This window comes from Colwellia sp. E150_009, assembly GCF_053543955.1.
In genome coordinates this window covers 43,574-58,999 of the sequence record NZ_JBHFOM010000012.1, presented here as the reverse complement: position 1 = coordinate 58,999, position 15,426 = coordinate 43,574, and the positions used below count along the sequence as shown (strand labels likewise).

Here is a 15,426-nt window from a genome sequence, read left to right as displayed (position 1 = left end):
CGTATGAATTTATAGGTAAAATGATAAATGCTGTGCGTGTGCACAGCATTTATCAAGGAGGTTGTCTATCTAATTATACTTAAAAAGTATAACGAGCCCCTAAAGCATAACGTGCTTCTTGGTCTGCTAAATTCCATAATTGCACAGAGGTACGGCCATGAATACGAGTGTCTTCACCTGTGATATTAATGCCCTCTAAAAATACTGATAATTGCTCATTAACTTGATATGCCACATTAAAGTCAATTTGTGCATAAGCTTCAGTATAAGCTGGTTCATTAATATATTTCGCTTGTGAATTTAAAAAGTCATCACGCCAGTTGTAGGCAACACGCGCTTGAAAATCATCTTTTTCATACATGAGAACAAGGTTGGCTGTATCACTTAACCCTATAAGTGCAAATTGGGTTACTTTTGGATCAGCATTATTATCAAAACCTACATCACCCGAAACAGTGGTATAATTAGCTTGAAAACCAAAGCCAGACTCCCCAAAGAAGTGTTGTATAGCAAGTTCAAAACCGTTAATTTTAGCTTCTTTATTGTTTACAAATTTCGTTACGGTAAAGTCCATTAAAGGATCATCACTGTTAGGTAACACATCGTAATCTACTTCAAATTGCTCAGCAGGAATTGAGTAGTAATCTACGTTGTTTTCCGTTGCTGCAACCATGGCAAATAAGTTGGTATCTGTTATTTCTTCCCCTAATGCTGTTAAAGCTGCTATTGCGGCTTGAGCACGAGGGCCTGCAGTTGCATCGCGTAAACCATAAACATTTTCTACAATTGGCTCACGTCCAGCAAAGTTATTGACACGCTTTTCATAGTAACCTACGGAAACATAGCTTGTATCAGCAAAATACCATTCTGCTGATAAATCAATATTGTCTGACTCAAGTGGTACTAAAGCTGGATTGCCGTTTGAGGCTGTACCTAATTGAACACCAGCTAATGTTGTTGGGCCAGAAGGTCCACTCACATCTGCTGCTGCTGCACTTAATTGATCATAGGTTGGTCGAGCAATGGTTTTGCTGTAAGAAAAACGCGTTACAACGTTATCAATAACCTCAATATCAAAGTCAAAGCTTGGTAAGATGTGGTCATAACTAGAGCTTTCTGAAAAATTTTGCATACCCTCACCAAAACGTACGTTAAAGTCTTGGTTACCTTCCCATGCTACAGCATTAGGTAGTGCAACATTTGCTGAAGAGGTAATGTCTGTACTTTCAAAACGTAGGCCTGCAGAGATATTATATGGACGCCCACCTAATTCACCTGAAAGATCAAGTTGAAAGAATGCCGCTGTAATATCTTCTTTAATGGTTCGGTCTGTAGCCGCTGCACCATTAGCAACAAAATCAAAGCCGTATTCACCAGCAGCCCACTCACCTATTTGTGAAGCACTACCTGTGAAACCTTGATTAAAAGCACCGACCTTATCAAAGTCATTAATTTCACTAGTAAAGTCAACTAAGGTTAAGTAGTTATCAGGTAATTCACCTGGGTTTTCAATGCCCCAGTTACCCATAGTATGACGAGTTAGACTTTGTACAGAATGACTTTCCATTGAACGAGATTCAATACCGAACTCGATACTGCCTTCTTCAAATTCATATGCACCAATAACGCGAAACTCATCAATATCTGTTTTTTGTGATGAATAGTTCATGTCAAGTATTGATGTACCGACATCATCTTGGTCAAGTACTCCGTTACAATTTAAGCCTCTTCTTTCGTCACAATCGTCAAACTCAACATTCATTATAGGGTAGTCTTTACTATAATCAACACTTTGAGCAGCCACAATATTGGCACCTAAACCCGCATTTACCCAAGTTCCATAAGGTGCATCTGGTAAGCTTTCTGCAGTTGAACTATGGCCATCAAAAGTTAGCGTGAAATAATCATTCACCTCATACTTAATGTTTAAACCTATTGAGTCATTTTCATTTACCTGATTAAGCTCTTGTAGTGCTAAACCTAAATCACGTGGTGCTTTATCACCTCGATCTTCATTGTAGTCAACAGGTGTAGTTGCCGTCTCACTATCAAAACCTAAGTTTGATTTGTAGGTGTCCATCCAGATAGATTGTTCAGCACGTGATTGAAAAGTGTCTTGTTTTGAATAGGTATAATCTAACGTTGCTGTTAATGCTTCTACAGGTCTAAATTGTAACGTTAATTGCGCATTAGTGCGTTCACGTTCTTGATCCGAAATAAAGTAGCGTAAATCTGATGGCATGGAGTAGATTTGGCCTAGCTCAGGCTCGTTAGAAAGCTGAATATCACTAGCTGCTTGAGGAATCGTACCATCGTATAAACTTGTTCGCCATTCATTTACAAATGCGCCAGAAGTTGAGCTATGTCTTGTTTGAGTGTTTACCGTTAAAGAAGCACCGAATTTTTCTTCTTCATCAGTCCAGCTCAGTAGCCCAGATAACTCTGGAGTAACATCATCACCTACACGGTTACTGGTATCCATTATTGCTTTGGCACCAACACTTGCGTGCACACCAGGGTTGTCTAGCGGTTTACCTGTTACAATATTAATAACCGCACCAATACCACCCGTGGCAACATTGGCTCTGCCCGTTTTATAAACAGAAACTGATTTAACAGCATCTGAGGCTAAATTTGAAAACTCAAAAGCACGTGAATTTGAAACCCCTCCACCAGCGGGTAAGCTTGATGCTGGCATAGTGCGACCGTTTAACGTGACCATGTTGTAATCAGGCCCAAAACCACGAACAGTGACTTTACTTCCCTCACCGTTATCTCGATCAATTGAAACACCCGTTATACGTTGCAGAGATTCAGCTAAGTTAGTATCAGGAAATTTACCAATATCTTCTGCTGATATAGCATCAACCACACCTGAGGCATCACGCTTTAATCTTGTAGACTCTTTAATACTTGAACGCATACCTGTAACTGTAATTACTTCTAAACTTTCTTCTAAGGCTACTTCTTCTGCTGATATTGCAGGTAGTGCCGTAGCGCCTAATATTAATGATAAGCTTGTTGCTACTTTTGTTTTAATAAATTTACTCTGAATCATGTTTATCTCCCACCAATTTACATGTTTTATAATTATCTATTGTAGTAAGCGCTTTCATTAATTATTTAGTATCGTGTTTAAAGAACTAAAATACAAACAAATGAAAGCGCTTACATTTAAATTAGAGTATTAAATGATGAAGGTCAATAACTATTTTTATAATTCTACGATATGACCGAAATTTGTTGCCATAAATAATTTGAACACGACAACAACAAAGAATATTTAATTGTAATAAAACTTTTAAAAACAAACGATTAATGTTTTTAATAAATTATTTTTGTAAGTTTTTATTGTGTTTATAAAAAATATGAATTACTTTGTAAGCGCTTACATTTTATTGTTATATGACTGTTTTATTGAATTAATAATGATTTTATTTGAATAGGTATGCATATAAATTTGAAGCATTAAAAATCTATTATTCAATAAGGTATTCATTTGTGAACAATAAATTGCGCTTAAAAGAAAAAGTTGCTTATGCTTGTGGCGATGTAGCATCCAATTTTTATTGGCGTGTATTTGATGTGTTTTTATTTATTTTTTATACCGATGTTTTTGGTATTTCAGCAGCGGCTGTAGGTACTTTAATGCTTGTTACACGCTTAATAGACGCATTTTCTGATCCCTTCATGGGCGCATTGGCAGACAGAACTAAAACCCGTTTGGGTAAGTTTAGGCCTTATTTATTGTGGGGTATTATTCCTATTGTTGCGGCGGGAGTTTTAACATTTACAGTACCTGATTTTAGCGAAGATAATAAATTGATATGGGCTTATGGCACCTATATTTTTATGATGCTAGCTTATACTTTTATTAATGTGCCTTATGGTGCGTTACTCGGCGTGATAACCAGTGATTCACAACAACGTACCACGCTCACAAGTTTTCGGTTTATTGGTGCCTTTTCAGGAGGAAGCCTTGTAGCTTATTTAACGCCAGAACTAGTTTTATATCTGGGACAAGGGAATGAGGCTTTGGGGTGGCAACTTACCATGGGGTTATATGGTTGTATTTCAGCGCTGTTATTCACGCTAACATTTTATGGTACTAAAGAGCGTATTTCTCCACCACCAGAGCAAAAAACGCCAATTCTACAAGATATTAAAGACTTAGGGCGAAACAAGCCTTGGTTGGTGTTATTTGCTTTAGCACTCATCATCATGATCACTATTTCATTACGCGCAAGTTCAGGTACATTTTATTTTAAATATTATGTGCAACGACCTGACTTAATTGGCAGTTTTGCCATGGTCTACATGATTGCTTTGGCCATTGGCGCAGCATTGACCCCTTTGCTAACACTTTATGTAGATAAGCGTCGCTTGTTAATTATTTTAATGGGCATAGTCGCCAGTTTATCTATCGCATTCTATTTTGTTCCTAAAGACAATATTGTGTTGATGTTTTTGCTGCAAATTATGATTGGTTTAGCATTAGGACCTAAGTCACCGCTCGTTTTTTCTATGTATGCCGATACTGCTGATTTTTCAGAATGGCAAACAGGTAGAAGAGCAACAGCAATGATATTTTCTGCTGCCGCTTTTGCGCAAAAATTAGGGGGAGCACTAGCAGGGGCAACAATCGGCTGGTTACTTGCCTCACTGGGTTATGTTGCTAATCAAGTACAAACAGGTGCATCAGAGCATGGCATAGTGCTTTTGTTGACAATTATTCCTGCGCTTTTTGCTGCATTAGCTATTCCGCTCATCATGTTGTACTCATTAGACAATAAAACACTCAAAGATGTGCAAAAAGGCTTACACCAAAGAAAACACACAGCAGTAAAACAGGATAAAAATGAGGCTATGCATAATGGGTAATAGGGTTAATACAGAGAAAAAGTCACGTGTAAATGTTGAACTAGATTGCCCGATAAAAATGCCAAAAGCGAGTGGTTTTTTGTGGAATAAAAAGATGGTTGTACAAGTGAATTGTCGTGGATATGTTAATTCACAGTATATGCAACCAGAGCCGAGAAAATATTCTTATGCGCCTAATATCGAAGAAAAAACCTTTATTCAACCAGAGCATAACTACTTTACTCATCATCCAGCTAGATTTTTTTATATTAAAGATGAAGATCTAAAACATTGCTTCTCGGTACCTTATGAACCAATGAGGGTAACATTAGACAAATTTAGCTTTGTTCAAACTAGCAGCGAAATTTATTGGTTAATAGAGCACCTTGATCTGAGCATAAAAATAGCTATAAGTTTGAGCAAGCACGACATTGTTGAACGCTGGTCATTGTCAGTAAAAAACTTGAGAAGGAACGGAGGGAAGCGGAATATAAGTATCTATCCTTATTTTACTGTTGGTTATATGTCATGGATGAATCAATCAGCGAGATTTGATGAAGAACTTAACGGTATTGTCGCTAGTGCAGTGACACCTTATCAAAAAGTTGCTCAGTATTTTAAGAATAAAGAGTTAAAAGATAAAACCTATTTTCTAGCAGATAAAAAACCGATTGCTTGGCACACTAATCAATTTACTTTTGAAGGCGAAGGAGGGCTTTATGCCCCTGATGCGTTAAAAGGATTAACTCTGTCTAATGACGATGCTAGATACGAAACCCCAGTGGCTGTTGTTCAATATAGAGAATCATTAGCTGAGCATGAAAGTACGACTTTTCAGTTTTTATTTGGTCCAGCAAAAGATGAATTAGAAATTTCTACTATAAGTAAACGCTATTTTGGAGAAACAAAACAGGAAAAAGCACAAAAAGATTACGATGATTATATTGCACAAGGAAAAGCTTGCTTAAAAATAAACACAGAGGATACTGAGTTTGATGATTTCATCAATCATTGGTTACCCAGACAAATGTTTTATCATGGTGATGTAAATCGGTTAAGTACAGATCCACAAACACGTAACTATGTTCAAGATAATATGGGCATGTGCTATATCAATCCTAATGTTGCGCGTGATGCTTTAATTTTAGCGTTGTCACAACAACTATTGAGTGGTGCTTTGCCTGACGGTATTTTGTTACATGAGCAAGCCGAACTTAAATATATTAATCAAATTCCCCATGCTGATCATTGTGTTTGGTTACCTATTTGCTTGGCAGTGTATTTAAATGAAACTGGCGATGTAGATTTGCTTTCAGCCAAGATTCCATTTGCCGACTCTGATAAAAGTAAAACTTTCAGTGAACATATAATGCTTGCGTTAGATTGGTTATTAAAGGCAACAGATCATCGGGGCTTAAGCTTAATTGAGCAGGGTGATTGGTGCGATCCAATGAACATGGTTGGTTACAAAGGTAAGGGGGTTTCAAGTTGGCTTTCACTTGCTACTGCTTGTGCGCTGAATACATGGTGTGATTTATGCGAAGAATATGCCATTAACATAAGTATGAAAAAGTGTGCTGATTATCGATTAGCCGCATTAACTATGAATAAAGCAGTTAATTTGTATTTTTGGGCTGACAACTGGTTTGCTCGAGGTATAACAGATGAAAATCGTATTTTTGGAACAGCTAAAGATAATGAAGGCCAAATATATTTAAATCCGCAAAGCTGGGCAATGTTAAGTGGTGCTGCATCGCCAGAGCAACAGCAATTGATGATAAAAGCTATTACTGAACAATTAATGACGCCTTATGGTGTCATGATGTTAGCACCAAGCTACACCAGCATGGTTGAAGACATCGGTCGAATCACACAAAAGCACCCTGGCGTTTCAGAAAATGGTTCTGTTTATAATCATGCTGCCATTTTTTATGCTTACAGTTTATATCAAGTTAATGAAAATGATTTGGCTTTTGATGTGCTTAAAAAAATAATACCTTCCTTAGAGAATGCTGATAAAAGTGGTCAATTAGCAGTATTTGTTCCTAATTATTATCGTGGTGCTTATTATCAATATCCAAAACAAGCAGGGCGATCAAGTCAGCTATTTAATACGGGTACATTGGCTTGGTTATATCGTTGTTTAGTAGAAGAATTGTGTGGTTTAAAAGGAGGGAATGGTGTTTTGTATGTTGCTCCTAAATTACCTAGTTGTTTAAACCGTATATCTGGGCAACGATTATTTCGTGGAGCGAAACTGGTATATGTTATTGAAAAATCTATTCAAATCGATAAATTGGAAACTTATTTGGATGGTGAGTTGAGGCCAGATAACCAATTAACTAATCTCGAAATAGATAAAACGTATCAAGTACATATTCTGGTGCCTTCCAATGACTAAGTTTGTTAATGATAAACAACACAATACAGCAACACTTTCACTTTATGTTGTGATGGGGGTTAGTGGCTCAGGTAAATCAGTTATTGGTGAAAAACTTGCCCAATATCTTTGTAATAAAATGGAGGTTGAATTTATTGATGCAGACGATTTTCATTCCCCACAAGCTAAGCAGCGAATGGCTGCTAATCTTCCCCTTGATGATGCCATGAGAAAACCCTGGGTTAATGCGGTCAGGGACAAACTTGTAAAATTACAATCGGAAAATAAAAATGTGGTATTAGCATTCTCTGGTTTAAAACGTAAACACAGAAATTGCTTGCGCTCACTACAATTTGATACGCACTTTTATTATCTTCAGGCTGATATAAATATAATTAGATCGCGCATGCTAAACCGTAAAAATCATTTCTTTAAACCAGAACTACTAACAAGCCAATTTTTAACAATGGAAGAAGTTAATAATGATGAGGAACATACTACTAAAATTGATGTCAGTGGCTCATTAGATGAGGTTTATCGCCAAATTATCATGCATGTTCAGCAAACACTAAAAAGGGTCTAATATGAATAAAGTTATCGTGAATTTTTTAATTTTTACTTACAGTATTATGGCTATATTTTGTCATGTGGCTATTGCCCATGATGATAGTGAAAACCTACTCCTTGCACACAAAACACCAGCAGAAATTTTAGTAGATGGTATGGAAGATGAAACTGCTTGGGCATTAGCATCATGGCAGCCTTTAGATTATTTAATGTCGGGAAGCCAACCAACAGCGGACGATTTTAGTGGCAGATTTAAAGTGCTATGGGATGCAAAGCAGCTTTATTTGTTGGTTGAAGTTGTCGATGACATATTAATTGATCAACATGCTGATCCGTTACACTTTTATTGGGATGATGATTGCTTAGAAATATTTATCGATGAAGACGGTTCAGGTGGTAACCATCAATTTAATTTTAATGCCTTTGCTTATCATATAGCGCTAGATAACCAAGTAGTTGATATTGGCCCTAATAATAGCGATGGTTCAACAAATTTTGTTTTGTTAAATGAACATCTTAATAGTGTTTGGCGACGAAGTAAAAGTAAGCCCTATAAAATTGTTTGGGAGGTAGCGCTTCGTGTTTTTGATGATACTTTTACATTATCTTCAAATAAAAATAATCAGCAACCAGTAACCTTAACTTTTGGTAAAACGCTAGGTTTTATGTTGGCTTATTGTGATAACGATGGTTCAAAAGAAAGAGAAAGCTTTATGGGATCAACAGATATTAAGCCTGTTAATGGTGATAAAAATTTAGGTTATATCACCGCCGATGTTTTTAAAAAATTGAAATTAATTCAATAGAACAGGTTATTTTACAAAATCTTATAATGATAAATGATAGAAGCAGACTTATGATGATAAAAACAAAAAAGATATTAAAAGCAATTAACTTCACCTTTTTAGCTATGTTAGCTATGTTAGCTATGTTAGTTACGGCGTGTCAAAATGACTCAGCACATACAGTACAAACAGTACAAACAGTACAAAAAGTACAAAAAGTACAAACCAACAAAACACCAAGTAATCGTCTAGCCTCAGTTGAAACAGATGTTACCCGTTTATTGAATGAGATGACGTTAGCCGAGAAAGTATCGCTTACGCACGCGAGTGGTAAGTTTCATGTTAATGCGATAGAACGTCTTAATATACCAGAAATGTGGCTTTCTGATGGTCCTCATGGTGTTCGCCATCAAATACAAAAGCACAGTTGGGCATCGGCTGGTTGGACTGATGATTACGCGACTTATTTACCACATCTTACGTCAGTTGCCGCAAGTTGGGATGTTGAAATAGCTCGATTACATGGTCAAGTATTAGGTGCAGAAGCACGAGACAGGAAAAAAGATTTTATTTTAGGCCCAGGTGTAAACTTAGCAAGATTACCACTTTATGGCCGAAACTTTGAATACATGGGCGAGGATCCAATATTAGCGGCTAAATTGGTTGTTCCACAAATAAAAGCAATTCAAGAAAATGATGTCGCAGCTACTGTTAAGCATTATGCGTTGAATACCCAAGAGTTAAATAGAACAGGTGTTAATGCAAAACCAACTGAACGTACTTTGAGAGAAGTGTACTTACCTGCATTTGAAGCTGCTGTTAAAGAAGCTGGCGTGTTAGGTATGATGGGCTCGTATAACCAATATTTTGGTACTAATGCGAATCAAAGTAAGCATTTAGTGATGGATATTTTGAAAGAAGAATGGGGATATCAGGGCGTTTTACTTACCGATTGGAATGTTGACATTAATACCTTTGATGCGGCTATGCATGGTCTTGATCTTGAAATGGGAACTGATGTTGCAGACTATCAAGATTATTTCTTTGCTAAGCCGTTACTGACAATGGTGCAAGAGGGCAAAATTCCTGAATCGATAGTTGATGATAAAGTTCGACGATTATTGAGGGTGCAACATACTATTGGTATGTACGATAATAGTCGAAAACGCGGTAGTAGAAATACTAAAGCTCATCAAGCTGCAGCACGAAAAATAGCGACGGAAGGCGTTGTTTTACTTAAAAACAAACGTGTTGAATCAACGCCAGTATTGCCTTTAGATAGCACTAAAATAACGAACATATTAGTACTTGGCCCTAATGCTGATAAAAAACATGGTACGGGTGGTGGTTCATCTGAAGTTAAATCTTTGTATGAAGTGACTCCATTAGCAGGACTAAAAGCTGCATTTGGACATAATGTTCATATTAACGTTATGAGAGCAAAGAGTAGTGAGTTATCTCCAATAGCTAGTGATTATGTTGCTAGCCGACATTGGACAGGCACACCTGCGTGGAATATTTCTTATTACGCGGAACAAGCACGAAAAACAATAATTGAAGAATCTTGGATTGTTGATTCACAGTTTAAGTCGAAGAAAAAATCTTCCCTTCAGCATATTATTATGTCAGCTAACATTAAACCATTAGCGACGGGTATTCATCATTTACAGGTTGAAGTACAGGGCAATTTTAATTTAAAAATAAACAATGAAGTTGTTATTGCCTATCAAGAAGGAATAAGCGATTCAGCCGTGTTGAATTATGATGTCAACCTAAAAGAAGGTGAAGAGTATACTTTTGAGATTCAATATGATGGACAAGAATATTTCACATTAGGTTGGAATGCCCCAGGCGAGTTATTTGCAAGTGAAGCAGACTATTTAACGGCAGCAAAAAAAGCAGATGCAGTTATCTACTTTGGTGGCTTGAGTCATGCCGACGATAGAGAATCAATTGATCGCGCTGACATGAAATTACCCAACTCACAAGATGAAATTATCACAAAATTGCTCAAAGTTAACCCTAAAACCATTGTTTTCTTAGTGGCTGGTTCTGCTGTTGAAATGCCATGGGTTGAAAAGGCTAATGCGATTGTTTGGGGGTGGTATGGCGGTATGGAAGCAGGTCATGCATTTGCTGATATATTAACAGGAAAAGTTAATCCAAGTGGTAAAATGCCTATAACCTTACCTGCTCGTCTTGAAGATACAGCCCCTATTGTTCTAAATGATTATAACGCACAAGAGAGTTTATATAAGGAAGGGGTTTTTATTGGTTATCGTTGGTTTGAACAACAGAAAATTAAACCATTATTTAGCTTTGGTCACGGACTGTCTTTTACGCAGTTTGACATCAGCAATATTAAACTATCGAAAAACACTGTTGCGAATAATGACAACATTGTCGTTACTGCAACGGTTAAAAATACGGGGTTAATTGCTGGTGCAGAAGTGGTACAGCTTTACCTACGTGATATAAAATCCAGCGTTCTTCGTCCAACTAAAGAGTTAAAAGGTTTTACCAAAGTTATGTTACAACCTCAAGAAACACAAACTGTTAGTTTTAAGTTAACCATGCGCGATTTGTCTTTTTGGGATGAAAACACACAAGATTGGCTGGCAGAGGCTGGAGAATTTGAAGTGTTACTTGGTAATTCATTAGACAATATTAGCCAACAAGCAAAATTTACACTGCAATAATAGCTATCAAGTTAGCATTACACGCGCTATTACTTGTCAAAAAAATATAATGCTTGTGTACTATTGTTGAGTACATTAACGTAAGCATGTAATGAATTTTGGCTAGGACATAAGTGTGTTAAATAAAAAAGCAGAGAACACTGTATTTAGGCGATATAATACGGCTGTTGTTGTTGCCTTTATTGTTATTGTGTTTGTTGCGCTTACTGCGGCATCACTTCGTTATTATAGTGAATTGTCGGAGCATAAGTTACGGGGATTAAAACAGTTAACGGCACAAGCTAATCAATTAAATTCAATGCTAGTACAAAGTGAGCAAGCACTTACTGGTATTCAAGAGTTTGCTCAATACAATCTTAAATACCCAGATGAACTACATGCGAAAATACCGCCTTTAAGACAAGATGGTTCATTATTTTTTCTGGATAAGCCTATCCGTAGCTCCTTAGAAGAAAACAAGCGTATCAGTGGAAATATTACTGGCTTTGGTCAAATAGATAAATTTTTCTTAGAAAAGAAGCAAGAAATAGCTATGGCAAATGCATTAACGCCAGCTTTTGTTGCAGCGCAAAAAATAATTGCAGAAGCAAACTGGTTTTACTACATTTCTGTTGAACAATTTGTCAATATTTACCCGTGGATTGGCCGTGATAGTTGGCGATTTAGTGATAGGATGCTTACCAATGTTCACGCTAAAAAAATACAAGCACTTGGAGTGGAAAATAATAAAGTTGTATGGTCATCTCCTTATATTGATGCTGCGGGTACGGGCATAAACTTCTCTTTAGGTATTGGTGTTTACCGTAATACCGATATGTTAGGTGCGGTTATTATTGATGTTAGTTTAGCCCGATTACAGAAAAGTTTACCCGAGTTAACCTCAGCAGACCAACGTTTAGTTTTACTTAATCAAAGGAATGATATTTTAATTTTTAAACAAAAAGGTGAGGCGCCTTTAAGTTATCGAACCTCATGGCAGAAGTTGTTGCCTGAAGCGTTACATGAGTTAAATCCAAGCAATTTAGCTCAATTAGCTGACTCATCGCAGATTGGTGATTGGTTAGTTGAAAAGCACACGTTACCCATCAATGGTTGGACTCTGTTAAAATACCAACCCTACTCAAGTTTTATTTCCCCGCTACGCAACCATTTTATTTATATGTTTACCATTTTGTTAATTGGTTTATTTGCTTTTTTAATGTTAGTAAATGCCATGACAAAGCGTAGTTTTATTAAACCAACACACGATTTTATTAGTCATATAGAGTATTGCGCTCAAGGTGATCCTGGTAAAGTGAAGGCTACAGCTGATTGGCTACATTGGTTTACTCTAGTTGAAGATATTTTTACTCAAAATAGAAGCTTACTTTTACAATTAAAAGAACAAAATGAAGTGCTAGATAGTAGAGTACTAGAAAAAACTAAAGCATTACTAGAAAGTAGTATAAAACATCAACGTGATTATGTTTTGTTACGTTCTGTGATGAATGCTATCCCTGAATTAATTATTTTTAATGCTCCTAGTGGAGATTTAATGGGGTGTAATCAGGCTTTTGAGCAATTAAGTGGTCGATTAGAAAGTCAAATGTTAGGTTGTCAAGCACGAGAATTTATGCCTGAAGAATTAGCCGTTGAAATTGATTGTTTGAATAAAAGTAATCACTCAGAATACCCGCAACAGGCGTTGATTGAAACAAGTGATAGAAGCTACCAAGGTTATTGTAATCAATTTACCAATGCTCAGAATGAAGTGTTAGGCACTATCACTATTTTACAAGATGTAACAGCACAACAAGCGACACAGTTAGCATTAAAGAATGCTAAAAACCAAGCTGAAAATGCTAACCAAGTAAAAACACAGTTTTTGGCTAATATGAGCCATGAGATCAGAACACCTATTAATGCAATACAAGGCATGATGAGTTTATTAACCCGAACATTATTAGATTCACGGCAACAGCACTATTTAGCTAATGCGCAAACAGCGGCTTTTTCTTTATTACATCTTATTGACGAATTGCTTGATTTATCAAAAATTGAAGCAGGTAAAATGCATATAGCCAGAGAAGTGGTTGATTTACCAGTGGTTATTGATAAAGCGCTCAAGCTGAATGCGGCTAACATTCATGTAAAAAATCTCATGATGCGCGTAGAATTGTCTGTCAATGTGCCTCGTTATCTTATGAGTGATGAAATGCGGTTAGTACAAGTTATATCGAATTTATTGAATAATGCAATTAAGTTTACAGACCAAGGTGAAGTTGCCTTGTCTATTGAGATTGTCACTTCAAACAATACGGATGCATTAGTACACTTTAAAATGAAAGATACAGGTATTGGTATCGCTAAAGAGAATCAAGCTCATTTATTTGATGCTTTTTCTCAGGCAGATATTTCAATGACAAGGAAGTATGGTGGCTCAGGTTTGGGTTTATCTATTTGTCAGCAAATAGTGAAATTACTTGGAGGGGAAATTAGCCTACAAAGTGATTTAGGAAAGGGGTGTGAGTTTAACTTTATGCTGCCTTTTTCTATACCAAGTAAAGAAATTATCAAACAATCAGGGGGACTTTACCATTTAGATACTGAAATATTACCCATTAATTTATGTAGTGTTAGGCAGGTATTGTCTAAGAGTTGTATTGAAACAATAGCACACTTGTCCTGGACATATCGTTCATTTAATGGCTTGGACGAGCTAAATGAATTTAATGAAGTGATGTTAAGTAGTGATAGTTTAAATAAAAAGCTCGTTTCTAAAAATCAAAAAAGCCTTAAAAATGTTTTACTAGTTAGTGAAGATGTTTTTTCTCAAGGTACAGTGAATATTGATTTGTTGAAAAAAATAGATTTAATCGCATTTTGTCAATCAGTAATGTGCGAGTTGAGTAGTAAAATATGCAAACAACTTGAGACAATGAAAATGCCTTATATTTTACTTGATACCCCACTATATCGTTATTCATTAGATAAAATAGCCGAATCAGTAAGACACCTTTTACAAGACAAAGCAGAAGGTAAAGGCAGCTTAGCTTTGAGTACATCTACTCAATCATTGAATTATTTACCATTAAAATCAGGTGAAAATGAGGATAATAGAAGTGATTTAGCCAATGTGAACGTGTTATTAGTTGAAGATAACTTAGTAAATCAATTGGTTGCTAAAGAATTACTCTTGAGTATGAAAGCTAATGTCACTATTGCGGATAATGGTCAAAAGGCGTTAGAGGCACTTGAAAAAAAGTTATTTGATGTGGTGTTAATGGATATTCAAATGCCAGTAATGGATGGGCTAACTGCAACACAAGAAATAAGAAAAAATAAAAAATATCAAAATCTTCCTATCATCGCTATGACCGCTCATGCGCGGGTAGAAGATCAGCAACTTAGTTTATCAGCAGGGATGAACTTACATATTGCTAAACCGATCACCCCAAAATTACTTTTGATGAGCATTTTACAAGCGATAGAACATGCGGCTATCTAGTTTGTTTTAATATGAGACTAAAATTAACTCAGTGCTTTACTAAAAAGCCGTTCCAATTTATTCACTGTTTTTTGAATGTTATTTACATCGGTAGGGGCAATAAAAATAGTGTCATCACCTGCTATAGTACCGAGTACACCATCACTTTTACTTAAGCTATCGAGTAAACGGGCAATTAATTGCGCCGCACCTGGACTTGTTTGAATGATGATCATAATGCCATTGTGTTCAATTTCTAACACTAATTGTTTTAATGGGCTTTGTGCTGTGGGTACACCCAGTTCAGCTGGTAAACAATATACCATTTCTTGACGAGCATTACGGGTGCGAACCGCACCAAACTTACTCAGCATGCGTGATATTTTAGATTGACTAATATTATCAAAACCTTGCGTTTTCAACGCTTCAACAATCTCACCTTGAGAGCCAAATTGTTCCTGTTTTAATAAATCTTTAAATGCCTGTATAAGTGCTTCTTGTTTTTGTTGGGGATTCATTGTGTGATATCAAAACCTTTCTTAAAGGGCGCATTATTTCAAACGCTATAATACTAAAGTTGAGTTTTTTCAGCTGAGCATTATACGTTATCATATAAACAAATATACGCTATAAATGATTTTTAATTGTTTTTTTGTTGTCTATGCTATA

8 protein-coding genes are annotated in these 15,426 nt (G+C 36.3%); 6 read left to right on the top strand and 2 right to left on the bottom strand.

Annotated features, from left to right (window positions below; genetic code table 11):
- Positions 1-79 precede the first annotated feature (79 nt).
- On the bottom strand, positions 80-3,058 hold the full coding sequence (locus tag ACE1OF_RS07710; RefSeq protein ID WP_448893704.1) for a TonB-dependent receptor: 2,979 nt from the start codon (positions 3,056-3,058) through the stop codon (positions 80-82).
- A 443-nt stretch (positions 3,059-3,501) separates the two neighbouring features.
- Here ACE1OF_RS07710 and ACE1OF_RS07705 point away from each other — a divergent pair, with 443 nt between their 5' ends.
- The 6 genes from ACE1OF_RS07705 (at position 3,502) to ACE1OF_RS07680 (ending at position 14,778) form a co-directional block, all read left to right on the top strand.
- Positions 3,502-4,881, top strand: coding sequence for an MFS transporter (locus tag ACE1OF_RS07705; protein ID WP_448893703.1), 1,380 nt, complete (start codon positions 3,502-3,504; stop codon positions 4,879-4,881).
- Positions 4,874-7,261 (top strand): GH36-type glycosyl hydrolase domain-containing protein, encoded by a 2,388-nt coding sequence (locus tag ACE1OF_RS07700; protein WP_448893702.1) that lies wholly within the window; start codon positions 4,874-4,876, stop codon positions 7,259-7,261. The genes ACE1OF_RS07705 and ACE1OF_RS07700 overlap by 8 nt, the downstream gene beginning before the upstream one ends.
- On the top strand, positions 7,254-7,823 hold the full coding sequence (locus ACE1OF_RS07695; RefSeq protein WP_448893701.1) for a gluconokinase: 570 nt from the start codon (positions 7,254-7,256) through the stop codon (positions 7,821-7,823). Before ACE1OF_RS07700 ends, ACE1OF_RS07695 begins: the two co-directional genes overlap by 8 nt.
- Before the next feature lies 1 nt (position 7,824).
- Positions 7,825-8,613 (top strand): sugar-binding protein, encoded by a 789-nt coding sequence (locus tag ACE1OF_RS07690; RefSeq protein WP_448893700.1) that lies wholly within the window; start codon positions 7,825-7,827, stop codon positions 8,611-8,613.
- A 50-nt stretch (positions 8,614-8,663) separates the two neighbouring features.
- Positions 8,664-11,291, top strand: coding sequence for a glycoside hydrolase family 3 C-terminal domain-containing protein (locus tag ACE1OF_RS07685; RefSeq protein ID WP_448893699.1), 2,628 nt, complete (start codon positions 8,664-8,666; stop codon positions 11,289-11,291).
- Positions 11,292-11,406: 115 nt separating this feature from the next.
- Entirely contained in the window at positions 11,407-14,778 is a 3,372-nt protein-coding gene (locus ACE1OF_RS07680; protein ID WP_448893698.1) for an ATP-binding protein, read from the top strand.
- A 23-nt stretch (positions 14,779-14,801) separates the two neighbouring features.
- On the opposite strand, the gene argR is transcribed toward ACE1OF_RS07680, so the two are convergent.
- The gene (argR, locus tag ACE1OF_RS07675; RefSeq protein WP_448893696.1) at positions 14,802-15,275 is read right to left on the bottom strand and encodes a transcriptional regulator ArgR; all 474 of its coding nucleotides are present in this window, start codon (positions 15,273-15,275) and stop codon (positions 14,802-14,804) included.
- Positions 15,276-15,426: the final 151 nt, after the last annotated feature.

Coding starts and splice junctions, on each gene's coding strand:
- argR (WP_448893696.1), bottom strand. CDS start 15,275: ATGAATCCCCAACAAAAACAAGAAGCACTTATACAGGCATTTAAAGAT.
- ACE1OF_RS07690 (WP_448893700.1), top strand. CDS start 7,825: ATGAATAAAGTTATCGTGAATTTTTTAATTTTTACTTACAGTATTATG.
- ACE1OF_RS07685 (WP_448893699.1), top strand. CDS start 8,664: ATGATGATAAAAACAAAAAAGATATTAAAAGCAATTAACTTCACCTTT.
- ACE1OF_RS07700 (WP_448893702.1), top strand. CDS start 4,874: ATGGGTAATAGGGTTAATACAGAGAAAAAGTCACGTGTAAATGTTGAA.
- ACE1OF_RS07695 (WP_448893701.1), top strand. CDS start 7,254: ATGACTAAGTTTGTTAATGATAAACAACACAATACAGCAACACTTTCA.
- ACE1OF_RS07710 (WP_448893704.1), bottom strand. CDS start 3,058: ATGATTCAGAGTAAATTTATTAAAACAAAAGTAGCAACAAGCTTATCA.